The 26,161-nt window shown below is 56.0% G+C and carries 17 protein-coding genes; 6 read left to right on the forward strand and 11 right to left on the reverse strand.

Annotation, left to right across the window (positions count from 1 at the left end; translation table 11 throughout):
* Nucleotides 1–10: 10 nt before the first annotated feature.
* Genes ispF through C1713_RS08720 form a run of 3 tightly spaced genes read right to left on the reverse strand, consistent with a single transcriptional unit; the run spans nucleotide 11 to nucleotide 2,428 of the window.
* Nucleotides 11–487 carry a 2-C-methyl-D-erythritol 2,4-cyclodiphosphate synthase gene (gene ispF / locus C1713_RS08710; RefSeq protein WP_102493662.1) on the reverse strand — a complete coding sequence of 159 codons (477 nt, stop codon included), beginning with the start codon at nucleotides 485–487 and terminating at the stop codon, nucleotides 11–13.
* Nucleotides 484–1,254, reverse strand: coding sequence for a 2-C-methyl-D-erythritol 4-phosphate cytidylyltransferase (gene ispD, locus C1713_RS08715; RefSeq protein ID WP_061943650.1), 771 nt, complete (start codon nucleotides 1,252–1,254; stop codon nucleotides 484–486). Before ispD ends, ispF begins: the two co-directional genes overlap by 4 nt.
* Before the next feature lie 22 nt (nucleotides 1,255–1,276).
* Nucleotides 1,277–2,428 (reverse strand): PIN/TRAM domain-containing protein, encoded by a 1,152-nt coding sequence (locus C1713_RS08720; protein ID WP_039980903.1) that lies wholly within the window; start codon nucleotides 2,426–2,428, stop codon nucleotides 1,277–1,279.
* Between the two features lie 527 nt (nucleotides 2,429–2,955).
* On the opposite strand from C1713_RS08720, the gene C1713_RS08725 reads away from it, so the two are divergent.
* The 4 genes from C1713_RS08725 to C1713_RS08740 are packed head-to-tail and all read left to right on the forward strand — an operon-like array spanning nucleotide 2,956 to nucleotide 7,244.
* Entirely contained in the window at nucleotides 2,956–5,382 is a 2,427-nt protein-coding gene (locus C1713_RS08725) for a TonB-dependent receptor plug domain-containing protein (RefSeq protein WP_102493663.1), read from the forward strand.
* A 23-nt stretch (nucleotides 5,383–5,405) separates the two neighbouring features.
* Nucleotides 5,406–6,026 (forward strand): MotA/TolQ/ExbB proton channel family protein, encoded by a 621-nt coding sequence (locus C1713_RS08730; RefSeq protein WP_102493664.1) that lies wholly within the window; start codon nucleotides 5,406–5,408, stop codon nucleotides 6,024–6,026.
* Complete coding sequence (locus C1713_RS08735) at nucleotides 6,026–6,433, forward strand: ExbD/TolR family protein (protein ID WP_102493665.1); 408 nt, start codon at nucleotides 6,026–6,028, stop codon at nucleotides 6,431–6,433. Before C1713_RS08730 ends, C1713_RS08735 begins: the two co-directional genes overlap by 1 nt.
* 4 nt (nucleotides 6,434–6,437) lie before the next feature.
* On the forward strand, nucleotides 6,438–7,244 hold the full coding sequence (locus tag C1713_RS08740) for a TonB family protein (protein ID WP_009442605.1): 807 nt from the start codon (nucleotides 6,438–6,440) through the stop codon (nucleotides 7,242–7,244).
* Between the two features lie 40 nt (nucleotides 7,245–7,284).
* Here the strand turns inward: C1713_RS08740 and C1713_RS08745 are convergent, their stop codons facing one another.
* Genes C1713_RS08745 through pheS form a run of 3 tightly spaced genes read right to left on the reverse strand, consistent with a single transcriptional unit; the run spans nucleotide 7,285 to nucleotide 11,034 of the window.
* The gene (locus C1713_RS08745) at nucleotides 7,285–7,542 is read right to left on the reverse strand and encodes a cell division protein ZapA (RefSeq protein WP_102493666.1); all 258 of its coding nucleotides are present in this window, start codon (nucleotides 7,540–7,542) and stop codon (nucleotides 7,285–7,287) included.
* 15 nt (nucleotides 7,543–7,557) lie between these two features.
* Nucleotides 7,558–9,993 carry a phenylalanine--tRNA ligase subunit beta gene (gene pheT, locus C1713_RS08750; RefSeq protein WP_102493667.1) on the reverse strand — a complete coding sequence of 812 codons (2,436 nt, stop codon included), beginning with the start codon at nucleotides 9,991–9,993 and terminating at the stop codon, nucleotides 7,558–7,560.
* 12 nt (nucleotides 9,994–10,005) lie between these two features.
* The gene (gene pheS, locus C1713_RS08755) at nucleotides 10,006–11,034 is read right to left on the reverse strand and encodes a phenylalanine--tRNA ligase subunit alpha (RefSeq protein WP_102493668.1); all 1,029 of its coding nucleotides are present in this window, start codon (nucleotides 11,032–11,034) and stop codon (nucleotides 10,006–10,008) included.
* A gap of 226 nt (nucleotides 11,035–11,260) precedes the next feature.
* Here pheS and thiT point away from each other — a divergent pair, with 226 nt between their 5' ends.
* On the forward strand, nucleotides 11,261–11,914 hold the full coding sequence (gene thiT / locus C1713_RS08760; RefSeq protein WP_102493669.1) for an energy-coupled thiamine transporter ThiT: 654 nt from the start codon (nucleotides 11,261–11,263) through the stop codon (nucleotides 11,912–11,914).
* A 39-nt stretch (nucleotides 11,915–11,953) separates the two neighbouring features.
* Here the strand turns inward: thiT and C1713_RS08765 are convergent, their stop codons facing one another.
* The 4 genes from C1713_RS08765 to C1713_RS08780 all read right to left on the reverse strand — a co-directional run bounded on the left by C1713_RS08765 (nucleotide 11,954) and on the right by C1713_RS08780 (nucleotide 15,694).
* On the reverse strand, nucleotides 11,954–12,613 hold the full coding sequence (locus C1713_RS08765) for a TatD family nuclease-associated radical SAM protein (protein WP_102493670.1): 660 nt from the start codon (nucleotides 12,611–12,613) through the stop codon (nucleotides 11,954–11,956).
* 68 nt (nucleotides 12,614–12,681) lie between these two features.
* Nucleotides 12,682–13,515: a pyridoxamine kinase gene (locus tag C1713_RS08770; protein WP_102493671.1), complete on the reverse strand. Its 834-nt coding sequence runs from the start codon at nucleotides 13,513–13,515 to the stop codon at nucleotides 12,682–12,684.
* On the reverse strand, nucleotides 13,512–14,003 hold the full coding sequence (queF, locus tag C1713_RS08775) for a preQ(1) synthase (RefSeq protein ID WP_102493672.1): 492 nt from the start codon (nucleotides 14,001–14,003) through the stop codon (nucleotides 13,512–13,514). The genes C1713_RS08770 and queF overlap by 4 nt, the downstream gene beginning before the upstream one ends.
* Nucleotides 14,003–15,694: a sensor domain-containing protein gene (locus C1713_RS08780; RefSeq protein WP_102493673.1), complete on the reverse strand. Its 1,692-nt coding sequence runs from the start codon at nucleotides 15,692–15,694 to the stop codon at nucleotides 14,003–14,005. Before C1713_RS08780 ends, queF begins: the two co-directional genes overlap by 1 nt.
* Nucleotides 15,695–15,977: 283 nt before the next feature.
* Here C1713_RS08780 and trxA point away from each other — a divergent pair, with 283 nt between their 5' ends.
* Nucleotides 15,978–16,292, forward strand: coding sequence for a thioredoxin (gene trxA / locus C1713_RS08785; protein ID WP_102493674.1), 315 nt, complete (start codon nucleotides 15,978–15,980; stop codon nucleotides 16,290–16,292).
* A gap of 271 nt (nucleotides 16,293–16,563) precedes the next feature.
* Here trxA and C1713_RS08790 read toward each other — a convergent pair whose 3' ends face one another.
* Nucleotides 16,564–26,145, reverse strand: a complete 9,582-nt coding sequence (locus C1713_RS08790; protein ID WP_102493675.1) for an autotransporter outer membrane beta-barrel domain-containing protein — start codon at nucleotides 26,143–26,145, stop codon at nucleotides 16,564–16,566.
* Between the last annotated feature and the right edge of the window lie 16 nt (nucleotides 26,146–26,161).

Below are 26,161 nucleotides of genomic sequence, written 5' to 3' on the forward strand. Positions count from 1 at the left end.
TAAATCCCTCCTATATACGTTCTATGCCTGCTATGGCATGGGCGGACATCCCGTCGCCCGCTCCGGTGAACCCAAGTCGTTCCTCCGTCGTTGCCTTGACGCTGACATCGCGAAAGTCGATGCCGAGCCAATCGGCGATGTTCTCACGCATCGCCGGAATGTGCGGCTGCAGTTTCGGTGCCTGCGCCACGATGACAGCGTCCACGTTGCCGATGGAAAACCCTGCCGCGCGGACGAGCCGTGCCGTCTCGGCAAGGAGCTTCCCGCTGTCTGCGCCCGCATAGTGCGGGTCGGTATCGGGAAAATGCTGCCCGATGTCGCCGAGCGCCGCTGCTCCGAGGAGTGCGTCGGAAATGGCGTGCAGCAGCACATCCGCATCCGAGTGCCCCAGCAGCCCCTTTTCATACGGTATATCCACGCCGCCGAGGATGAGCTTGCGTCCCTCCACCAGTCGATGCACGTCGTAGCCGATACCCACTCTCGTCATACGCTGTCCTCCTTACGCCGACGGACGACACCGCCAAGTAGGCGCTTTGCCTCGTGAACGGCGGTCTTCATCAGCTCTCCCGCGCCCATGTCATTGCGCAGGATCGCCTCCGCGACCACCATATCCTCTGGCGTTGTCACCTTGATGTTGCTGTACTCCCCCTGCACAATGCGAACGGGAACGCCGATACGCTCCACCAGGCTCGCATCATCCGTCCCGAGAAAACCATCCGCCTCCGCCCTGCGGTTCGCCTCGAGCAGGATCTCCTTGCGAAAGCCCTGCGGGGTCTGCACCTGCCAGAGCGTCTGGCGCGGCGGCGTCGCAGCGACCGTACCGTCCGCGGCGGCAATCTTGATCGTATTCTTCTCCGGCACGGCGACGATGCCCGCGCCCTCTGCGCGCACGACGCGGATCAGCTCCTCGATCGTCTCGCGGCGGATGAGCGGCCGCGCCGCATCGTGGACGAGGACGATGTCCGCCTCCTCCGATACGACGGCAAGCCCGTTGCGGATCGAATACTGCCGCTCCGTGCCGCCCTCGACCACGCGCCACGGAGCAAGTCCCTTAACACGACTGAGCAGCCCCTTGACCGCCGTCACCTCATCGGCACCGACCGCGATAATCAGCTCGCCGACCGCTGGAACCTTTGAAAAGGTCAGCAGCGTCCGCAACAGCATTGGCTTTCCCGCGAGGGTCAGAAAGACCTTGTTGAGACCGACCCGCATCCGATGCGCCTGCCCTGCCGCCGGAAAAACTACACTTACCATACATTCCTCCCAATGCACTCCATCATCGTGCCATTTTGGCAAAAATCATCCGTCCCGCTGCCGTCTGGAGTGCCGAAGTCACCTCCACGGAGACGACCTCATTCATGCAGCGGAATCCACCGTCCACAACGATCATCGTACCATCATCGAGATAGGCAAGCCCCTGTCCATGTTCCTTACCCGGTCGGACAATCTGTACGGACATCAGGTCGCCCGGAATCGCCACGGGCTTGACCGCATTCGAGAGCGCATTGATATTGAGCACGGGGACACCGCGCAGCTGCGCCACCTTGTTGAGGTTGAAGTCGTTCGTGATGATCTTCCCGCCGACCTCCTGTGCGAGCTGGAGGAGTTTGGAATCCACCTCAGCGATATCCTCAAAGTCCACCTCCGTGATCTCCACCTTCATGCGCGACTCCTTGCGGATCTTTTGCAGGATATCGAGCCCGCGACGTCCGCGCACGCGTTTCAGGGCATCCGGCGAGTCGGCGATATGCTGCAGCTCCTCCAGCACAAAGACGGGGATGAGCAGCGTCCCCTCAAGAAAGCCCGTCTCACAGATATCCGCAATGCGGCCGTCGATGATGACGCTCGTATCGAGCAGCTTGTACTGCCTGTCCTCCTGCCCATCTCGCACCGCCAGCGGCATGGAGGTACGCACATCGGGGCGCATGCGGATCACCTCGCGCAAAAAGCGCGGAACGAAGTCAAAGACCTCGGCGATCTCCTGCTGTTTCTGCACCATGATATGCACACCGAGATACCCGATCACAATGCTGAACACGATGGGGATGTAGTCACCGACAATGGGAATCGTAGAAAACGCATCGCTTAGGAGGCGTGCTATGATAAGTCCGATAAAAAGCCCAATTGCCCCGGCAATCACATCGCGTGTTGGCATCTTCGCGAGCTGCCCCTCCACCCAGATGGAGAGACTGCGCAGCCGTCCGGTAAAAAATGGAGCCAATGGATAGCCGATCAGCCCGCCGAGCACCGTCCCGCACAGAATGCAGAGCAGTCCCGCAAGCGACAGGTCGAAGATCCCCAGCTCCGTATGCCAGAGCGGCGCAGAAAAATAGGCGTTCGCCGTCGGAACGGCAAGCTCAAAGACAGTCGCACCGACAACTGCCGTAATGAGTACGATGAAAAAGCGTAAAATTCGTTCGAATAACAAACATTCACCTCCCTTCTCATCCGAAAGATTGGGAAAATGCCATAAACACAATCTCCCCAACATGCCCAGTATAATAAAAAAAAATCCCATTGTCAAAACAGAGTGAACAAAGGAAGCACGGAGATTTTCGGTCGCTCGGTCTTAAGAAAGCAATGATAAACTTAGCACCGTCGTCTTAGTCCATCTTTTTCGCCCGCTTATCGTTAGTAAATCCTCCACAAGCCCCTGCTATGCGTCCGGTTTACTGCCTCAATTGGGTAAAATCTACGCCAATCTGAGAGACCGTTTTATCAGCGATTCCTTAATATATCTTTTTCTCGCACGTCAGCAAAAAGTCCTAGGCAGAGTCTCGCTCTGCATCCTGCTCGCCGCCTTGTTCCTGTAAAAATCTGCGCGTATCTGACAAGTTTTATTCATGATGCCCAAGATAAAATTTAAAAATATGAATTTTTCTATTGACACTTACATTATTTTGTCTATAATGATAATCACATTCATAAATGGCAAGAAGGAGGAAGAGATGAACAATGTCATTTCATGCTAAACTACGACACGGAAGGTATGTGATGGTGACCGCTGCCATACTCGCCTGTATGGGCAGCAGTATCACGTACGCTGCACCAGCGGAGGATGAGGGAACCCACGTATCAACTGACGATATCCATGTGGATGCGGATTTCGATAAGGAGATGCTGAAGGAAGCCCCTGAAACGAAGACGATCATCTCCCGTGCCGATCTTGACCGCAAGGGTGCACGTACGCTCTCGGACGCACTCGCAGCGGAGCAGGATATCCAGATGGGCACGGACAATATGGGACGAAAGACCGTCAGCATCCGCGGCGCGGATGCGCGTCACGCGCTCATCCTCGTCGACGGGCGCAGACTGGCGGGAGGTCTCAGCAAGTTCTACGGTGCAACGGACGAGGTGAACCGTCTCGGACTCGACGATGTGGATCACATCGAGATCATCCGCGGCTCGGGTACGGCACGCTACGGTGGGGATGCCATCGGCGGCGTCATCAACATCGTCACGAAGATCTCCCATAAGAAGCGCATTCGCCTGACGACCGAGGGCTCGCTGATCGAGGCGGGCGGCAGCCAGTATAACCACAGCATCGGCTACTCTACGGGCGACCTCGGCGGCGGCACGTACATGGACTTCTCCTATGGCTGGAGCAAGACTGCGCCCTTCCTCTACGACAATGACGGCACATCGATGCAGTACTACGGCAAGCGCAATCCGATGAGCCTGCGCGCCGAATTTACACTCGGCAAAGATGAAACCCTCACCCTCTCGGCAGATCGCCAGACGGAGGATCTGAAAAAGGATACGACGCTCGGAAAATTTACGGCGGGAAAAGGGATCGCCATGGTAGCGTCGGAGGATGCATGGCGCAATAATTTCAGCATCGACTGGAAGAAGCAAACGAGTCATGCGGACTACCGCGTGCGCCTCTATCAGACGGAGCATGATTCCGACGTGAACTATCATGTTTTTGGCAAAGGGGTACCTTATCGTCATTTCTATTTCGATAATTTCAATCGCAAGGACAATGTGATCGAGGCATCGGTCGGTGTGATGGCACATGACAAGCACTATGTCACTGTCGGTGCAGACTATCATGACGAATACGGCGAGGGAACACGCATCACGGTACCGGGACAGACGCCTCACGAAGAGACACGCATCTACACATTCCCGAACCCCTCGGATCCATCCAATCCGAATAAACGCTCCTATACCGGTAATATCTATGAGACATCCCTGAACTACTACAGCGCCTATATCTCGGACGATTGGCAGGTCGGCAAGAAACTGCTTGTCATCCCCTCCCTGCGCTATACGAATCACAGCCACTTCGGCGTGAACGTCTCCCCGTCCATCGGCGCGACGTACAAGCCACGCAATAACGTCCGCATTAAGGCGAACATTGGCACGAGCTTCGCCACGGGCGGTATTGCCGAGCTCTACCACGACTGGGAGATGTACGAGCCGTCACTGAACGCCTCACCGCCCATCCGAAACGGCTGGCTGTTCGAGGGCAATCCCGAGCTGAAGCCAGAAAAAGCCCTCAATATGGACATCTCTGTCGAAAAGGATTTCGACAAGAAGACCAGTGCAAAGCTCACCCTCTTCCGCAATGACTATAAGGACTATATGCAGATCATGTATAAAGGGGAAAAGGACAGCAAGAATCTCTACGGGCGCACATATTTTGATACGCATATACGCTATCCGGATCCATGGGGATTCAGCAGCTATAACGATCTTGTGAATGCATTGAACGCTGCGTCAAATTGGAACGATATCGAAAACGATGTGCTTGGTGAATCAACTTATGCACAGGGCGTTCCCGCAACAGATGATGTCTATTCGTACGAAAATATTTCCAAGGCGCGCACACAGGGCATTGAGGCAGAGGTGACGCATAAAGTATCGCGTGACTTTACGGTCAAGGCAGGCTATACTTATCTTGATGCCTATGACCGTCAGACGGGTAAACGCCTCGAAGGACGCGGACGCCACATGCTCAACCTCACGATGAGCTACAGCGATCCGAAGAACGGCTGGCGCGCGACCCTCTGGGGTGACTACACGCGCAACTACCTCGATATCCGTGACCGCATCGCAACGGGACGCATCATCGGTGCCAATGGTGTTCAGAATCTGGAGCATGTTGATTTCACAAATCCGAACACAGGTGAGGTGTATCATCTGGTTCAGAACGAGACGGAGGCGAATAGGCTCATGAGAGGTGACTTTGAGCACGGCTACACCCGCGAGAAAGTCACCCGTGAGAAGAACTACGGCCTGTGGAATCTGATGATCGAGAAGGACTACCACCACTTCCTCACGTTCTACGCCGGCATCACGAATCTGTTCAACCATTATGACCCGTTCCTCGGAATGGGCGGGCGCATCTACCGCCTCGGTATGCGCATGATGTTCTAATCTATAACAAAGGAGCTCAACTTATGTCAGGTTTTGAAAGCGCAGTTCACCTCTTTCACAGCGGCGGATTCGTCATGTATCCCCTTCTGATTCTCTCGCTCATCACGCTCGCGATTGCGGTGGAGCGGTTCTACTACTACCGCATCAACCGCAAGGGTTCGCGTGTGTTCTTCCACGGAGTCTATCATGCCGCTGTGCAGAAGGACTTTGACACGGTCGGCAAACTCTGCAAGGAGTTCCCCTCCGCGATTGCCCGCATCATCGAGAGCGGTATGGAGAACGCATCCACGGAGACGTCGATGAAGGGCTCGTTCTCCGACCGTATGTCGATGGAGGCGATCAACTTCCGCCGCTATCTCGACTATCTGAGCGCGATTGTCACGATTGCGCCGCTGCTCGGTCTCTTGGGCACGGTCACGGGTATGATCCAGACGTTCAGCGTGCTCGATGCGGGCGGCGGCGCAGCTGCCATTACGGGCGGTGTCGGGGAGGCACTGGTCGCGACAGCAACCGGTCTTTGCGTGGCGATCATCGCGTTCTGCGTCTACACCTATTTCAGCCATCAGCTCGACACGATTGTGACGGATACGGAGCGTCTGTGCGCGACGATTGTCACGGCAAAGAAAGAAAGCTGGGATGCGTAATGAATTTTAGCAATCACCGCATGAAGAAAAAGCCGGAGTTCATGATTATCCCGATGATCGACATCATCTTCTTCCTGCTTGTTTTCTTCATGATGAACAGCCTGCAGACGGTCGCGCAGAAGGCGCTCGCCGTTCAGCTGCCGCAGGCGCAGACCGCGACTGCTCCGGCACAGCTCCCGATCATTATGACGATCGACGAGCAGGGGCATATCACGATTGACAACAATCCTGTGAGCATCACGGAGTCCGCGGCAATCATGAAACGTCACATGGAGGAGAACCCGAATGCGGCGGTCGTCCTGCAGGCAGACAAGCGCACGGCACACGGTCAGGTCGTCGCCGTGATGGACATGCTCAAAGGAGCGGGGGTCAAACGGCTCTCGATCGCAGCAGAGCAGAAGGGATAGATCGATGGAGCAACATCTCTCATGGAGAAAAGCATATATCGTTTCTGCCGCCATTCACGTCGTCATCTTTCTCCTGCTCGCCGTCGGACTTGCTGCCGTCGTTGCAAAGCAGGAGCAGCAGGTCTATGAGATCGATCTGCAGGCATCGGATTTCAGTCAGGGCAGCGGGCATGAGGGCGGCGGCAGTGCCGAAAGTCTTTTCCCGGAACCGCTGAAGGCGGAGGAGGTCGCAAAGCGCGTCGAGACGGTACAGCAGATGCCGGTGCCCATAACGCCGTCCACAGCTGCCGTCCCATCCCCGGATGCAGTGACCATACCGGATGCGGCATCACCTGCTGCATCAGCGACAGATTCCTCCGCGGCACCATCATCCTCCCCAAGCGGCTCTGTCTCAGGCACCAGCGGCGGCGGAGAAAGCGGCACAGGTTCGGGATTAGGAAACGGCAGCGGCGACAGCACGGGTGATGGAAAAGGTGCCGGTGCCGGAGCGGGGGCAAGTCAGGGATCAGGGGACAGTACGGCCCCCGGTACAGGCACCGCACCATTTGATGTGGCAGGATTCCGTGCCGCGGTCGATGCGAATAAGGAGTACCCCTATATGGCACTCAAGCGCCACCTGGAGGGAACGACGACGATCACCACAACGATCAGCGCCTCGGGAGCAATCACAAGTGTCTCCGTCTCCTCCCCCTCCGGACACAGCGTTCTGGATGAGGCGGCTGTCGCCGCAGCGTATGCGGTCGGCAGCTATCCCAATCCCACCGGCAAAACGGTAACCGTAGATACGAACGTACGATTTAACATTCAGTAAAAAAAAGAAGCTATGATGTGTGTGCATCATAGCTTCTTTTTTACTTTTCCTCAAGGAGCTGTACGAGCTCATCATAGTCGCGCCGCAGCTGATCATATTCATCCATCAGCTGGAGCACGGAGAGCACTGCGATGCGCTGCACATCGAAGCTGCGCACCTTCTTCGACATCTCCTTGATGCGGCGGTCACTCTCTGCCGCCAGACGCTTGAGGCGATCTGGTTCATCGGTCTTGAGCTGGTAGCTCTGCCCAAACATCTCGACGACAACGCGCTGTGTCGTCTGTTTTTCCTCTGCCATGGCTCTCACCGCCTTTTATCCGCGAAGCTGTGCGTGAAGCTGCTCCTCCGCTGCCTGCAGGATTGCGGCGAATGCCGCATCCACTTCCTCATCGGTCAGGGTCTTGTCATCGGACTGGAAATGCAGGTGGAACGCCATGCTCTTCTTTCCCTTGCCCACCTGTTTGCCCTCGTAGACATCAAAGAGGGTCGCACCACGGAAGTAACTGCCGCCCTTCTTCGCAATGACGCGCTCGATCTCCGCCGTCGTAAGGCCAGCATCCACGAGGATTGCGAGGTCACGCGTCGATGCGGGGTACTTCGGCAGGGGCTTAATGGCAGCCTTTTTCTTGCGGTAGCGCAGCAGTGTCTCAGCATCCATCTCGAAGACGTAGACACTCTGTCCGATGCCAAAGTTCGCGGCGACCGTCGGATGAATCTCACCGAGAATGGCGATCACGTCGCGTCCCTTTTTGAAAAATGCCGTCTTGCCGGGGTGCATCGCAAAGTGCTCGCCACGCTCCACCGTGTATTTTTGTACGCCGATGGCAGAGAGGAAGCGCTCCAGTACGCCCTTTGCATCGTAGAAATCGACCATCGCATTATCCGTATCCCATGCGATAGGATTGCGCCGCCCTGTTAGGAGTCCTGCCACCTTGCGCTTTTCCTCGACGAGTTCCGTGACAGGCAATGCCCTCGGGAAGAAAACAGGCGCAATGTCAAATAACCGAAGATCGAGGTTCCGACGGGCGACATTGCGCGCCGCATTCTCAAGAATGCTCGTCAGAAGGGTCGTGCGGACGAGCGGATACTCCTCCATGAGTGGATTCATGATGGGAATCGCACGGCGGAGGACGCTGTCCTCGGGCACGCAGAGCTTGTCGAGTGCCGCTGTGCTCGTAAAGCTGAACGAAAGCTCCTCCGTCATGCCGAGGGAGGCAAGTGTTTCACGCATGGTATCGACAAACGCCTGCATCTCACTGACCGATCCCTGCAGGACTGCCCCCGACGGCATCTTCGATGCGATGTTGTCAAAGCCGTAGAGCCGCGCAACCTCCTCCGAAATGTCCTCCATCAGCGTCACGTCGCCGCGCCATGAGGGAACGACGACGCGATAGGTCTCAATCCCCTCCTCCTCGACGATAAAGCCGAGAGAGCGCAGTGCCGACGCCATCCACTCGCCCGGGATGTTCGCACCGATGCGCTCCGCGACGGTGCGTGCACGAAACGTGAGTACCGTCGGGACGCGCGGCGTTGGATTGACGTCAATCGCCCCCTCTGCCACGGTGCAGGCATCCATCTCCGTGAGGAGCTGTGCGGCACGCGTCACAGCACGAATGGTCTCCGTCTCATCCACACCGCGCTCAAACCGTCCCGATGCCTCGGAGCGGAGGCCGATGCGCCGCGCCGTGCGGCGGATGGTCGGCCCATGGAAGGAGGCCGCCTCAAGGACGACCGTCGTCGTTTTGTCCGTCACCTCGGAATCGAGCCCGCCCATGATGCCGGCAAGCCCTGCGGGCTTCTCGCTGTCGGCAATGACGAGCTCATCTCCGACGGCGATGCGGTTGGAATCATCCAGCGTATGAAGCTGCTCCCCTGCACGAGCATGCCGCGCCGTCAGCGTATGTCCTGCGATACGGTCATAGTCGTATGCGTGGAGGGGCTGTCCCAGCTCCAGCATAACGAAGTTCGTCACATCGACAACATTGTTGATCGAGCGGATGCCCGCACCGCGCAGACGATCCACCATCCATGCGGGCGTAGGAGCGACCTTCACATCGCGCAGAACACGCGCGGAGAAACGGCGGCACAGCTCCTCATCGTCGATGTGAATGGAGACAAGATCCGCAGCGCGCACGCCCGCCGTCTCCTTCACCTTAATCGTCGGCATACGAAGCGATTTGCCCGTCAGCGCGGCGACCTCCCGCGCAATCCCGATGACACTGAAGCAGTCGGCGCGGTTTGCCGTCAGCTCGAACTCGAGGATCACATCGTCGAGGCCGAGTACCTGCGCCGCCGGCACACCGATGGGTGTATCGGGCGGCAGAATGTAAATGCCGTTCACCTGCTCGTCGGGCAGCCCCTCGGTATCAATGGCAAGCTCTCCCGCCGAGCACATCATGCCGTTCGAGGGAATCCCGCGCAGCTTGCCCTTCGAGATCTTCTTGCCGCCGGGGAGCACTGCCCCGACCGTGGCGACCGGAACGATATGTCCCTCGCGCACATTGGATGCGCCCGTCACGATCTGCGTCAGCTCCGCACTGCCCATGTTCAGCTGACAGACGAGCAGATGATCGGAGTCCGGATGCGGTGTGATCTTCTCGATACGCCCGGTGATGACCTTTTCAAGCCCCTCGTCGGCACGCACAATACGCTCGACAGGCACGCCTGCCATCGTCAGGCGATCGGCAACCTTCTCCACCGGCTCATCTATCTCCACATAGTCCTTCAGCCATTTGATGGAAACCTGCATAGTCCCGCCTCCTTAGAATTGATGTAAGAAACGCACGTCGTTGTCGTAGAACAGACGCAGATCATCCACGCCGTACGCGAGCATTGCGATGCGCTCCACGCCCATGCCGAATGCGAAGCCCGACACTGCATCGGGATCGTAGCCGCTCATGCGCAGGACGTTCGGATGCACCATGCCCGCGCCGAGGATTTCGAGCCAGCCCGTGCCCTTGCACACGCGGCAGCCCGCACCATGGCAGGCGGAGCAGGATATATCGACCTCGGTGGACGGCTCGGTGAACGGGAAGAAACTCGGGCGAAAACGCACCTTGGCGTCGACGTCGAAGAGCTCATGCAGGCACAGCTCAAGCGTTCCCTTGAGATCGGCAAAGGAGATGTCCTTGTCGATGACGAGCCCCTCCACCTGTGTGAACATCGGCGAGTGCGTCGCATCGTAGGAGTCGCGGCGATAGACGCGCCCGGGCGCGATCATGCGGATCGGAGCATTCGGCTCGTTCTTCTGCATCGTACGTGCCTGCACGGGCGAGGTCTGAGAGCGCAGCAGAATATCCTCCGTGATGTAGAAGGAGTCCTGCATATCGCGCGCGGGGTGATCCTTCGGCAGGTTGAGCGCCTCAAAGTTGTAGTAGTCCGTCTCGATCTCAGGGCCTTCCTCTACCGTAAAGCCCATCTGCAGAAAGATCTTCTTAATGCGGTTCAGCGTGATTGTGAGCGGGTGCAGATGTCCGATTTTCATCGTGCGGCCGGGCAGCGTGACGTCGATCTGCTCGGCGTCGATCTTGGCCGCCAGTTCACGCTGGGCAAGTTCCTCGGACTTCTTCGCGAGGAGCGCCTCGAGCTCGGCACGCGCCTCGTTGACGATCTTGCCGATGCGCGGGCGTTCCTCCTGCGCAACTGCGCCCATGCTGCGCATGAGGGTCGTCAGCTCTCCCTTTTTCCCCAGAATCTTGACACGTATATCGTTAAGCTCACTCAGCGAGCCCGCCGTCTCTGCAATCGCAGCTCGGGCACGCGCCTTGAGTTCTCTGATCTTTTCGTCCATAACGTCCTCCTGTATGTGCACGTCGTCACGACACAATACGATTCAAACAACAATTCTCAGTTTACCATATTCACGCCAAAAAATCTATGGACATGCGGATAAGATGAAGGGAATGTCTGCAAAGAGCACATTTTCAATTTGAACAAACATCGTTTTTATAGTATTCTATACGAAGTACCGGACACCGATGTCCCCCACACAAATTGTATCCCCACAGGAGGTCTCCATGGATACACTCATGAAAAGTACTGCCGATCTGATCGCGCAGCCGACCAGTCTCTTTGCGCTGCTCGCCGTACTCATCCTGATTCTAGGCTATCTGCAGATGCGGCGCATTCACTTCACGACCCACATGCTCATCAATGTTGCACTGATGCTCGCGCTCACGATCGTGCTGCATCAGCTGCGCATCTTTCACATGCCGCAGGGCGGGAGCATCACCATCGGCGGGATGATTCCCCTCCTCTTTCTCACCTATCGGTACGGAGCGGGCATCGGCTGCCTCGCGGGCTTCCTCTACGGCATGATCAACCTCATGCAGGATGCATTTATCCTGCACCCCCTGCAGGTACTCTTCGACTACCCGCTGCCCTATATGGCACTCGCGATTGCCGCTGCCGTGCCGGGGCGCATCTTTGCGGGGGCTGCACTCGCCTTTGCGGCGCGCTTCGCCTGCCATTTTATCTCTGGCGCTGTGTTCTTCGGCTCGTACGCACCGGAGGGAATGTCGCCCTATCTGTATTCCCTCGTGTTCAACGCGACCTACCTCGTCCCCGAGGCGGTGATCTGCTTCATCCTACTGCGCGTACTCCCCGTGCCGCGCCTCCTCGGCGCGATGGATCGGCAAACGCCGCTCTATGGAGCGAAGCTGACGCTGTAATGGCTTAGGGAATGACGGTGATCTGAAAGCAGTGAGTCCTTAGCTGTCCTCGTACGTGCGTACGCGCAGGGTCAGCCCGCGCTCCGCACAGATCCTGCGGCAGCGGGCGATCTCCTCTTCGTTCTCCACCTTCTCCACGACGGTGAGAACAACATGGGGAATGTAGGGCTTGCAGTGCTCGGCAAAGGTGAGCATCGCCTCATAGGAACCGATGCCGAACTTCGAGCGCGTGAGCGCAAGATAACGCTCGGCATTCGATGCATTGAGACTGATGGAGATGGTGTCGAGCAGCCCTGCAAAGCGCTGCGCAAAGACGGTGCCATGCTCCAGCTCGCCCAGTCCGTTCGTATTGACGCGCGTCGGCACCTGCGGATGATGCGTCTTGACATGGCGCAGGACACCGAGCACCGTGTCAAGGCGCATCAGGGGCTCGCCGAAGCCGCAGCACACGACTTCGGAAATGTATTCCCACGGCAGGCGGTCGAGCTGTTCCGTGATTTCAGCAAGTGTTGGATCATGATCAATCCAGAGCGAGGATTCCTTTGCCATCTCCTTCATGCTGCGCAGACAGAAAACGCAGTCACAGTTACAGGAATTCGTGATATTGACATAAATGGCACGCTTGCCCTCAGGCTGCTCGCGCAGACTCTCCTCCATCGGCAAATAACGTCCGCCCGCATGGGTCGCGTAGACAATCATAATATGCTCCTAATCATACACAGAAATGAGAAAAGCTGCCCTTACGGCAGCTTTTTTGTTGCACAGCCTTACAGTTTGGTCAACTCACCCATAAATTCCTCAAAGGGCAGCCCGTAATTCCACGGCAGCCCCAGCTCCTCCGCATAAGCAAGACAGTGCCCGATGAAGTCGGCGGCACATTTCACCCCGTCCGCAAGTGGGACACCGCGCACGAGGGACGCCGCGACAATCGCCGCAAACACATCACCCGAACCGGAACGGTCACGCCCGATCTTCACATGGTCGTAGCAGCGGCTCTCTCCATCCTCATAGAGGTACGTGCGCACGCAGTCACCCGCGTGAAGGCCGGTAATGACAACAGCACGCGGCCCCATCGCTGCGAGCTGGTATGCCATGTGAGACAGCGCTGCATCGGTCACTGCGCCGCCCGGCGGATACGGCAGATCGAGGAGCTGACACGCCTCCGTGAGGTTCGGCGTCACGACGTCTGCGTACGGCATAAGCTGACGCATCTTCGCACAGAGTGCGGGCGTATACGAGGAGTAGAGCTTTCCATGATCTCCCATCACGGGATCGACAATGACCAGCGTGTCCTTGCCCTTAAACGTATGCACCGCATCGAGCACGACCTCGATCTGCTCCTCCGAGCCGAGAAAGCCCGTGAGGATCGCATCGAAATCGAGATCGTTCTCCGCCCAGTTCTCCATGTACGGGCGCATACGCGCCGTGTAATCGTCGAGATAGTGGTTCGGAAAGCCCGTATGTACGGAAAGAATCGCCGTTGGGAGCGGACACGCCTGCACGCGCATCGCAGAGATCAGCGGGAGCTGGACTGCCACTGAGCAGCGGCCAAAACCCGTGATGTCATTGATGAGAGCGATCCGTTTTTGCCGTGCCGTCAACGGTTGTCCACCCGTTCTGGTACACGGTCGTGCTGTGCGAGGCGCTCCCACGCCAGTGCCTCATACCTCGTCCCCGGGATGCCGTAGTTTGCATAGGGGTCGATCGAGATACCGCCGCGCGGCAGGAATTTTCCCTGTACTTCGATGTACTTCGGTGCCATCAGGCGGATCAAATCACGCATGATGACATTGACAACATCCTCGTGAAAGTCGCCGTGGTTGCGAAAGCTCACCAGATAGAGCTTCAGTGATTTGCTCTCGACCATGCGCTCCGCCGGCATATAGGAAATATAGATCGTTCCGTAGTCCGGCTGCCCCGTGATCGGACAGAGTGTCGTAAACTCGGGGCAGTTGAAGCGTACCCAGTAGTCATGATCCGTATGCTGATTTTGAAAGGTCTCCAATGCCTCAGGCGCATAGTCATATCCGTAGTCCGTCCGCTGCGCGCCGAGTGAGGTCAGCCCCTCCTCTGCTTTTTCTCTTCCCATTACATCCCCAAAAACTTTTGTTCAAATACATCCTGCGGTTCAGGGCGTCCAAAGAGATAGCCCTGAATCGTATCGGTCTTGCAGATCTTGACGAGGCAGTCGTACTCGTCCTGACTCTCTACCCCCTCGATGCAGGTGGTCTTGCCGATGCTGTGGCAGAGCTCCACCGTATACTCGACGAGCTTCTGATCGAAATGATTGTCCAGAATCCGCATGACAAACGCACGGTCGATCTTGATGATATCACAGTTCAGATTCTTGAGTGAGGACAGCGAAGAATACCCCGTACCGAAATCATCCATGGCAATTTTGATGCCATGCAGCCGAAATGCATCGAACTGCGCATTGACAAATTTCAGATCGCTGACGATCTTGCTCTCCGTCAGTTCGAGGACGACGGCATCCGGCGGCATATCATGCCGATGCAGGCAGTCCTCGACAAACTTAAGGAACGAGAGATCCTTGATCTGCTCATAGCTCATGTTAACACTCATGCAGAAGTTCGGAATCTTCTTCCGCCACTCCTTGCAGACGCGCAGTGCCTGCTCAAAGATCCATCGCCCGACGGGCACAATGGTCTTAGTCTCCTCAAGGATGCGGATGAATTCCATGGGCGCGACCATGTGCCCCTTTTCGTTCTTCCAGCGGAGCAGCGTCTCCGCACCGACAATATGCTGGTCGTCGCCTGCGACCTGCGGCTGGAAGTAAAGCTCGAAATTGCGGCAGCCAGCCTTGACATCCTCAAGAATTTGCTCCTGAATCGTCAGCGACCGCAGCCAGCGGTTATAGACCTCCTTTGAGAACGCATTCAGTCGGTTCTTTCCGCCGGCTTTCGCCGTATCCAGTGCCGCCTGCGCGTATTTATGCAGAACAAGAGGATCACGCGCCGCCTGTGGATAGAACACCATGCCCGCCGACATGGTGACAAGATACTGCCGTCCGTCATATACCTGCGGGTGCGCGAACTCACGCTGAACGCGGATGAAAAACTCCCGCAGCATCTCCTCATCTGCCTCCGGATAGATGAGTCCGAACTCATCACCATCCAGGCGATAGAGTGAAAGACGCCGCGGCACATTCTGCAGGATACACTCCGAAATCTCCCGCAGAATCACGTCACCGATCTCATGGTTAAACGCCTCGTTCACCGTGCGGAAATTATCGATGCCCATGACGAGGAGACCGCCGCCCTTCCCCGTCTCACGTGCTGCGCGCAGTGCCTCGCCAAGATCCTCAGTGAACTGATAGCGGTTCAGCAGTCCCGTCACCGAGTCTGCTGCATTACGGCGTGCAAGCTGGCTGATCGTCCCAACGAAGAGATTCGGATGTCCATCCTCGGACAGTCCGATCTTCCCCTTCAGGCGCAGCCATGTGAGATCGCCCTTCGCATTCGTAATACGAAAGTCCAGCTGCCGTTCCCGCCCCTCCGTCACGTCCATCAGCGAGGAAAATATCGCATCAAAGGCGCGGCGATCCTGTACGCAGATCAAGGGATGCAGCACGTCGGCGACATGAGTCAGCGTCTCCGATGGCAGCGCATAATCACGGACAAACGTGGGTGAAGCAAGAAACACATCGGCAGCCGGATCCATCATGAAGGCATAGTCGGAGGTCGTGTTTTTCATCAAATCAAAGATCCGCTTGTTCTGCCTGAGTATCGGGCTCAGCGGTGCTCTTTTCTTCCCTGCCATCTTCCGTTCCCCTCTTCTCCATCACTCTATGGCAAATAAATTAAACTTCCATTTCTATTATTATATACTTTTTCTCCGGCACATGCAACCGACGGACGCTAGGAAGAGCTCATTTTATTAGGAAAAAAGTTTCAATGACTTTTTTCCTATACCTATTGAAAAATCTCTTGTTTTTTTTTATGATAATAGACAGCGTTCATAAAAATGCGGATAAACGAAAATTCGTCATCATTGATGTGGCGTTCTCCGTACATCCCATACTACGGCAAAGGAGATTCAGGCTGTGGCTGTCATTGAATTAACAAGAGAAACATTTTCCTCCGAAGTCCTAGCGGAAAAGCGTATGGTCGTCGTCGATTTTTGGGCGACATACTGTATGCCGTGCCGTATGCTCATTCCCGTGCTGGAGGAAGCCTCCACCGCACGCAGCGATGTCAAGTTCTGCAAGATCAATGTGGATGATGCACAGGACATTGCCGAGCGATACGGCGTGATGAGCATGCCGATCCTCATCTTCTTCAAGAACGGAGAACCCGTCGATGAGTCCGTCGGGCTCATCACGAAGGATGAACTGCTCGCCATGCTGGAGAAGTGCTGATCATTCAGCACCGCCGATCTGACGGACTTCATTTTATCAGCAATTCCCTAGAAAGAACAAATAGAATAGTCGCTCTGCTGCATGATGGTGTTTCACTGCGTGCAGCATTTTTTATATGATATCCCCTGCGCAAGCCACCGCCATCGATATAAATTCACCAATCGAAATATCCTTTTTTCCTGTACACGCACAAAAAAAGCGCAGAAAAACTTTCCTGCGCTTTTTTATCAATCTACGCTGCCCCGACAAACTTCATCTTATCAGCAATTCCCTAGAAGCTCCAGCGCATACCGGCATCCATACGCCATGCGGTTTTGATGTCGCCGCCGAAGGTCTTCTCGAAGTTGCCGTACAGGTTCGTGCGGTCGTTGAGTTTCACCGTGCCGCCGAGCTGTACGCCGACCCACGTATCGCTGCCGTTCTGCATCGTGCTCTTCGGTGTAAAGCCGTCCGAGTAGTCCGTATGCAGGTCGCCTGCAAACTCGTGGTAGAGCGAGACTCTCGCATAGTACGTGCTGCGCTCGGTCTCCTTGCCAAAGCCAAGGCCGAGACGCCCAATGAAGCTGTCAAACGGCTTCTGGTGCACATACATGTTCATGCCGATGTAGTCTGTGCTGCCGGTATAGCTTACACCGTTCAGATGGCTGTAAATCAGCTCAACCTGCGGCTCAATGAAGGTTCCTCCCTTCATCGCGATGCGCTTGCCGTACTCTGCCGAAAGCGAACCGCCCCATGTGCTGTAATCACCCTTCACATAGTGGCCGAAGTCGTTGTAGACGGTGTACTCGTTGTTCAGGCGGCCGACCTTTGCGATGAGATCGACATACTGTCCGGATTTGCCCGTCCATGTGCCGTAGATGCCGAGGTTGCCCTCTTTGTTCTTGCCGCTGCCGGCTGCGTAGGTGGAGGAGCCCTTCATGTAGCTTCCTGCAATACCAACGCGCCAGTCATTTCCAACCTTCTTGTCATAGCCGACCTGAATGGTGGAGTAGTTCATGCGGAAGTTGGCGTTGTCCTTGTTGCTGGTGGCCTTGCCGCGGTAGGCACGTGCCCAGATGCCGGTATCCTGCGGAGAGAGGCGGAGGTCGCCCATACGCTTCATGAGGTCGTTCGCCTCAGCCCGCCAAGCCATCGCGGATGCGGTCATCGCGGATTTGACGCCGCTCATGAGCTTTGTCTCATAGTCACCGTATTCGATCTGCGTATTTGGATTGGGATTCGGATTGGGGTTCGGGTTCGGATTCGGGTTTGGATTGGGATTCGGATTCGGGTTTGGATTGGGATTCGGATTCGGGTTTGGATTGGGGTTCGGGTTGGGATTCGGGTTCGGTTCTGTTGCCGGCGTGTAGACGTAGCCGCCCTGGCCGCTCGCCGCATCGAATGTGATGTTCTCGATACGCTTGCTTGCAGACGATGTCGTGAGGCCCTCAGCGATCTCAGCCTTACCCGTGAGATTCCTCTCTCCCGTCGTATAGGCCGTATAGTAGAGCTTGTTCGCGAGTGCGTTGAGCGCTGCGCTCACGAGATTCTTGTCTGCTGCCTTTGTGGATTCCGTATTGAGGCCGACATTGTCTGTCACCATCTTGACGAGACTGCCTGCCGCCGCTTTCCCGATCGTGACCTTTCCGCCGTAGATCGTCGTCGGCGTCGCTGCGTCATGGCGATAGAGCATCGTCGTCGAACCGTTGAACTCATCGATCATGAGATCGCCCGTTTCGCCAAGTCCCTTCTCCTCAATGGAGGAAGAACCCGTCTTTACGGGGGCGCCGCTGAGGCTTTGACTCGACGCGAGGAAACGGTTCGTTCCCGTCATGTCGATGAAGCCGCCTTCGCCCGTGAAATACTTAACTTTGCTGATTGCGGCGTTGTTGTCCTGGTCTTTCTGCTCCGGCGTGATGGCGTTGTGCCAGATCGCACCGTCGGAAAGTTTAAGCTGCAAATTGTCTCCAATATTGAAGCCTGTCCAGTTCGTGCCCGCACCGCTCATCTCCACCTTCATGGAGCCGTTGGAGAATCCCTTCCAATAGGCACCGTTCTTCATAAAGAGGTTGACTGCACCGAGCTGGCCCGGCGTCACGCCGTAGCCGCGCGTATCGGCATAGTTGCCGATCCAGTGTGAATCCGCGGTCGCAAGACCAACGCTCACGCGGCCTTTCGTGCCCATGCCGCCGTTCGTGACGATATCGCCCTCGACAACGGCGCGGTTCGTACCGGCACCGTTCGCGAGACCGTCCGCTCCCTTCGTGACGTTGAAGTTGACGGTACCGTAGTTCTGCGTGACAAATTCGCCATAGGCGCGGATCGCTGCCCATGCACCATTGATGGCACGGATGGAACCGCCGCCGATGTCAATCTTCGAGGCGACAGCACTCACCGCTTCATTTGCGCCCTTGCCGTTTGCCGCATCATTTCCGTCTGCCAGCACATCGACAAGACCATCGATCGTGATGTTCGACTCGACACCGTTCACGCCGTTCATCGACTTGATGACGGCAACGTTCGTCTTTGCGGTTCCGTTGGAACGCACCTTCAGCACCTTATCCTCAAGGTTGCTGCCGCCGTTCTGAATGTGGATCGCGCCGCCGCCGTTGACAAAGAGCGCCGCAGTCTGTCCGCCTGCCGTGCTCTCTGCATCAATAGAGATGGCTCCGGCATTCTTGATATTGACTTTCGAGTTCTTCCCAATGGACGAGATGCCAGTCGTGCTGACATCCGTCTTTGTATTGACGGCGAGGTTCTTTCCGCTCAGATCGATATCGAGTGTCTTTCCATTATTGGCACTGGATATCGCCGCGCTGATATTGCTCATCCACGCGCCGGCCGAAATCAGATCCTTGCCGGTCGTAATGGTGGAGTCTTTCGTGAAGATATACCTGCCGTCGGCCTTGCGGACACCGGTATTCACATACGGAGCATCATGCACCTCATCGCCTGTGATGGCGGTGGTGAACTCCGTCTGTGTCTGAGCGTCCGGCGGCTCCACAGCGGGGGTATAGACATAGCTGCCCTGGCCGCTCGCCGTGTCGAACGTGATGTTCTCAAGGCGTTTGCTTACAGACGATGTAGTCAGACCTTCGGCAATTTCCACCTTGCCTGAGAGGCTGCGCTGACCGCTCGTATATGCGGTGTAGTAGAGCTTCTTTGCCAGAGCGTCGAGCGCTGCGCTCACGAGATTCCTGTCGGCTGCCTGTGCGGATTCCGTATTGAGTCCCGCATTGTCCGTCGTCAGGGTGATGACGCTGCCGCCCGCTGCGTTTTTGATGCGGAAGTCGCCGCCCGTCATCACCGTCGGCGTCGCGGCATCGTGCTCGTAGAATACGCGCGCATAACCACTGTAGTTGTCGATCGTGATGTCATTGGCGTTCTTCTGGAAGATCACACCCGCATGGGAGGCGTCACTGCCGCCCGTAAACGAGGCAAGATGACTGCCCAGCCACTTGTTTGTAACACCGGATTTTCGTTCATTCGTCCAGTGGGCACCATTTTGCAAGGTCAAATTGAACTGCCCCACATCGTGTGCCGTGAAGCCGCCCTTCTGGAAATCCGCCCGATTGACGTCATACGTCGCGGCGCCCATCCACGAAGAATCTGCCGTTGTCAAAGAAACATTCAGTACACCATTCGAGTCAAAATCGACAAGTTGTCCACCGGTGTATTCGACTGTCTTCTTTCCATACTCACGCGTAACATACATATCGCCTGTGATGTTTGTCTGTCTGCTGCCGCTGATGCCCTCTGGCGTATTGATGTTCACCGTGCCCTTTTGGACATGTACGGCACGATACTGCTTCGTTTGATCGACGTCCTCGGCAGCCGACATCGTACCGCCGCCGACATCGATCACGCTGTCTGCGCCGACGGTCTTCAGCACACTGCCCTTGATATTCTGAATATCGACATTGCTCTTGACTGTAATCTTGGACTCATCGGCCGTTGTTTGGAGTGCAGCCAGATTGCGTCCGTCATCTGCGCCCTTATTTTTCGTATCCACGCGGTCAGCACGCACGGACTGCACGGTGAGATCACCGTCAATCGTAACATCGCTCGGAGAGCCGATGGTACCGGAGGTCTGAATAGCCGTCGCATTGTATCCCTTCGCATGAACGTCTTCGATCGTAACAGGTCCTTGAATATAGATATGGGCATTCGCATCCGTCTGGATGCCGTTCGCCGCACGTGTATCCGTATTCGACGCCTTAATGGTCAGCGCCTTTTTCTCACCACTGTTCACAATCCGAATGCTCTTGTTGTTGCCGCCGTAGATCGCACTGGCAATCTGGTTCTTACTGTTTGCCTCAATGCGCAGGCTGTGCCCGTTCATATCGACGACCATCGGATGCTGCTTGTCATAGGCACTGTTTTCTGTATAGAGCGCCGAGACGACGCGGTTTCCCTTGGTATTTGGCTGTGCAGCAAGTGCCTGGCGGTCATAGGTCAGCGTCTCCGATTCCTTAATCGGATCGGTCGTCACCTCGGACTGCGGCGTATAGACATAACTGCCCTGCCCCGTCGTTCCATCGAACGTAATATCTTCGATGCGTTTGCTGGCCGCCGATGTTGTCAGGCCTTCGGCGATCTCCGCTTTACCTGTGAGATTGCGTTCGTGCGTCGTATAGGCCGTGTACCAGAGCTTGTTGGCGAGTGCATTGAGCGTCGCGCTGACAAGGTTCTTGTCCGCCGCTTTCGTCGACTCCGTATTGAGGCCCGTGCTGTCCGTCGTCAGCGTGATGGCGCTGTCTGCCGCTGCGTTCTTGATGCGGAAGTCGCCGCCCTTCATCGTCGTCGGCGTTGCCGCCTCATGCGCGTAGAATACCCGCGTATAGCCGCTGTAGTTGTCGATCGAGATGTCCTTATCGTTCTTCTGGAAGATCACCCCCGCATTGCTGGCATTGCTGCCGCCTTTCAAAGAGGCGAGATGGCTGCCGGCAAAAGAGATCTTTTCGAGAACAGCAGAGGACTGATTCCAATCTTGATTGTTCCACACGGCACCGTTCGTCAATAAGAGGCTCACTCCATTTGCTGCCTCACCCTCCTTATGAACAACACCGTTCAAAGCGGACTCCGCTGTAGTCAGTGACAGATCTGTACTGCCATTGGCTCCTGAATGAATATTTCCACGCAAGATTACTTTATGCGTGCCTCCCTTGTTTACCTTAATGGTCCCATTGTTGTCGATAGACCAACCATCCAAAGAGGCTTTGTTCAGTGTGACATCCAGACCGTCCGTCTCGATTGCAGCATCCTTACTCACGGAAAGTCCCTTTGCCGCATCACCGCTCGTGGCAGATATATCCAAATTCCCTGTTATTTTGATTGTTGAGCCGTTCTTAGCATTCCAAACACCATATGCCTTTCCCGTGCCACTCTTGACATTGATCTTTACCGTATCTGCAGCAATCGCAATGCCCTTTTCCCCACTGTTTTTAATCCCCGTGACAAGTCCGTTATTTCCTTCTCCCTTGACCGTCAGCACATGTCCGCCAGCATCAATCGTCAGCGGATTTTTGGGAAATCCCGTGTTGGAAATGGCTCCGGCATAAGATGTCTTGGATATGGTCGTATCCTTCGTGAACTTATAGTTTCCCGGACTAGGTTCAACATTGGCATCCTTGTACTCGGCAACTTCCTTCTGCGTGAGCTGCTCAGTGAACTCCGTCTTCGTCTGCTCCCCGCTCGGCGGAGGCGGAGGAGTTGGCGGGACCGATGTATAGCTGCCTTGTCCGCTCGCCATATCGAATGTGATATTCTCAATGCGCTTGCTGGCAGCAGAAGTGGTTAGTCCTTCAGCGATCTCCGCCTTGCCGGAGAGATTTCTTTCGCCCATCGTATAGGCCGTGTACCAGAGCTTGTTGGCGAGCGCATTGAGTGTATTATCCACCAGCTTCTTATCGGCGCCCGATGCTGCCTCCGTATTCAAACCGCTGTTGTCCGTCGTCAGCGTAATGCTGCTGCCCTCAGACGCCTTGCCAATCTTCAGCGCAGCGCCGATGATCGTCGTCGGCGCTGCAGCGTCATGCGCATAGAATACACGCGTATTGCCGCTGTAGTTGTCGACCATGATATCCTTGCTGTCTCTCTGGAAGATCACGCCCGCATGAGCAGCATCATCGCCGCCCTTGAGGAAACGCAGCCAACTCCCTGTGAATTTCGCTGCAGTGAGTGCACTCTTCTGCGTGTTGTAGTCCCCATTCGCCCAAACTGCACCGTTCTGCAGGGTCAGCACATTGCCTTTTGCTGCGCCGTTTTGCTGAAGAATGACCGGGAGACTGAATGCTTCATCCTCTTCTTCATCCTCGCCGTCGCTCGGCGCCACCTTTTGGATGACGCCGTTCAGGGCGGACTGCCCTGTCGTCAGCGAGATATTGGTGTTTCCTTCCTCACCCGTCTGGACATTGCCGTTGATGACCACCTCATGGCTGCCGTCGCTGTTGACCGTAACCGTGCCATTGCTGTTGCTGATGGCCCAAGCGCCGCCCACCGAATCCTTGTTCAGCTCTACATGCAGCCCATCCGTTTCAATCGCTGCGCCTCGACTCGTAACGAGCCCCTGCGCAGTCTGGTTGCTCTGCGCCTTGATATCGAGATCACCCTTGATTGTGATGACAGAGCCGTCCTGATTATTGCGTATGCCAAAAGCACGACCGTCGCTGCTCTTTACATCAATCTTCAGCGTATCCGCCGTGATCTTTATGCCATCCTTGCTGTTGTTGTCCACACCGAGGATAAAGTTGCTGCCGTCGCCGATCAAGGTCAGCTTATGCTCCCTTGCATCGACATAGAGCAGCTGTTTTGGATAGGTTGCTGCTGCGATGATGCCGTCATAGGAGCTTCTGCGAATCGTCGTGTCCTTCGTGAACTTGTAATTGCCGGGCGACGGCTCGACATTGGCCGCCTTGTACTCGGCAACTTCCTTCTGTGTAAGCTGCGAGGTGAACTCCGTCTTTGTCTGTTCCGTGCTTGGCGGCGGAGGTGTAGGACCTCCACTGACGTAGCTGCCGCGTTCCGTCGCAAAGGTAATGTTTTTATTGATGGAGGAGGCCGTCAGTCCCTCACCGATCGCGAGTTTGCCTTTGAGTTTCCCGTCGGCGAAATTCTTGTACGTCAGCTTATTGGCAAGCGCATTCAATACGGTGTCTTGATTGGCTGCTGTCACCCCGTTTGCGTCGGTAAAGAGTGTGAAAACATTCTCAGTTCCCACAGCCTTGCCGATGACAATATCACCTCCCTTAAAGGCTGTTGGTGTTGCTTCATCATGCCGATAAACAGCTGCTGTATGGCCGCTGTAATTATCAAGCGTCATTGCATCCGAATCCTTTTGGTAGATGATGCCGCGTGTGGCCTCTGTCGTCCCGCCATAGAAATTGGTGACACGGCTTCTGCCGACATAGATCTTCTTTCCTGCGACATCAGTGAGCGCGCCCGCGCCGATGTCTTCGTTGTCCTGATAGTAGCGCGCATTGCGCCCCTCATTCAGCCATGCTGCACCGTTCTGCAGATAGAGATTCGCCGTACCGCCGTTATCCACAAGGCCGTGCAGGTAGGACTTGTCTGTCATGAGGGCGACGTCGAGTCTGCCCTTGGGCAGCACAAATAGGTCGCCGTCGAGCTTTACATCAGCAATTCCATTTATTTTTTTGCCGTTGCCGAGTTTCGTCCCGTCATCGCCCATATTCATGGAAATCGCGCCCTGATAGGCAGCAAGCGCATAGTAGCTGTACTTCATAGCGGCAGGCACTTGGATGGAGCCGCCGCCTGCGATGCGTACGCTGCTGTCCTTCGCATTCGTCGTCACGCCGTTGCCGTAGACGGTCATATCCACATCGCCGTTTACGGTCACATTGCTCTTTTCGACCTGCGTAAGAATGCCTGCATTGTTGAAGCGCGAGAATACATTCTCACGATTGAGCGGAATACCCCACTGATCCGTCTGTTCACCTGCGATCTTCAGATTGCCGTTGATGCGGATCCCCGATGCGGTGCCCGCTTCATAAGATTTTTCTCCAAAACGGTCACTCTTTTGGATCGCGACGCCGTTGCCGCCAAGGCCGCCTGTCATCGAGATACTGAGCGGTCCGTTGATGGTAAGCTGCGCCGCCTTGTTTTTCATCGCATCAAGCTGAACGGCATTTGTCAGGGTATTGCCGCCGTCAAGCCCTCGCGTGAGGATATTGATGCCCTTTGCCGCACTTACCGTGAGATCCGTTCCCCTGGCATAGATTCCCGTCGGATTTCCCACCGTGTTTTCCACCTGCAGCTGCAGGAGGTTTTTCTTTGCGCTGATATTAAGGCGCTTACCTCCGGCTGCAGAAATCGCCGCAAGCACATTCGTCGACTTGTCGCCGAGCTTATCCTGCCCGATGCTGACAACGGTATCACCGTCCCAGCTCTGCCGCGTCGTGACCGTATCGGTGTATACGGCATTGTCTTTCCAGACGGCATTCTCATTGCGTGTCGCTGCGGTCGTCGTTCCGCCCAGTTCCGGCGGCAGCGTCATGACGACGGATGCCGTCGTGCCGTAGACCCAGTCCGGCTCGATCATCGTGATCTTGTTGAAGCGGCTGAATGCCTTGTTCTCGGAGAAATCCTTCGCCTGCCATATATGTTTCGCCGCATCATCGCCGTCCGTATAGGCCTGCAGAGTATCGCCAAGCTCCAGCCAGAGACGCTTCGTATAGTATTCGGCGTTGAGCTTGCCGAACCATCCCTCTTGTTCGTGCGCAACGGCAATCTCCGTCCAATCGTCGGGATGTTCCGACATCAGATTGGACATGGTCGTCTGGTAGACATGCGCATTGATCTGGCTGCCGCTTGGGCTGAGATTGTACGTCATGACGTAGGCAGTGCCGTTCGGCAGGATCTTCAGATCGCGCATATCCTCGCCGGTTCCCTTGACATGCTCTGGAATAGAAGCGCGGCGCTGCTCCGTGCCCAGGATGCGCCCCGTATTCTGATCGATCTTGGCGATGTTGAGCGCCGTATAGTGGGTATTGCCCGTCCCGTTATAGTGCTGATAGCCGCCGATGCAGGAAATGAGGATATGGTCGTTGAACTTATTGAGTCTGCCCTGATCGATGTTGCGGCTGATGCGCGTATAGCTGCCGAACTTCAGGGTGCCGTCGTCCTGGATGTCGTACTGCATCAGGAAGCCGTCATCGTAGGGATCATAGCCCCCAAGCGGATTGACGGACGCCGCCACATAGAGCCTGCGCCCCTCGACGAGCAGCGCCTCACCGTGCACCTGTGCTTTTGCAGGGTCACCCGTGTAGGTTTTGCCTTTCTCGCCCTTTGAATCTTCGTCGAGGTTTTTGAACGTCTCGGTGAAGTTGTAGCCGCAGTACTGCTTGATGTCATTCTTGAGGTTGACAACAGCTCTTTTGTTTTCCATCAATCGCTTGCCGTTTTGGCGCACGACACCGATCTGCCCGAGATCATAGCCGGTCATATAAATATATTCATCGCTGCCTGCCGCCGCATGCATATTCGGTACATCTGCCGTCTTTCCGCTCGCCACGCTCGCCGCCGCACCAGCAGAATTTGGATCGATGAGCTTCGTCCCTTCCAGTTCCGTCGTGCTATAGGTGTATTGACGCAGCAAGACCATACTCTTGCCTTTCTGATGGAAGCCAAAGGATGCGGGATCGCGGTTGAGGTTTTTCAGCACGCCGACCTGGGGATCGGCATCCACCTGCGTCGTCACTCGGGAACCAGTCACGGTCCCCATCTCGCTGTTTCCGTAGTCCGATGGGACGGTCGAGACGAGGTTTGCCGCACTTGCAGTCGAAGCACAGAGCAGTCCGCCCATAATGAGAACAGAAAGCCGCATACGCTGCACTTTACCAAAATGCGATTTCATAATGCTCCTCCTTTTA

It is taken from the genome of Centipeda felix (genome assembly GCF_900186465.1).
In the GTDB taxonomy this organism is placed as follows: Bacteria; Bacillota; Negativicutes; order Selenomonadales; family Selenomonadaceae; genus Centipeda; species Centipeda felix.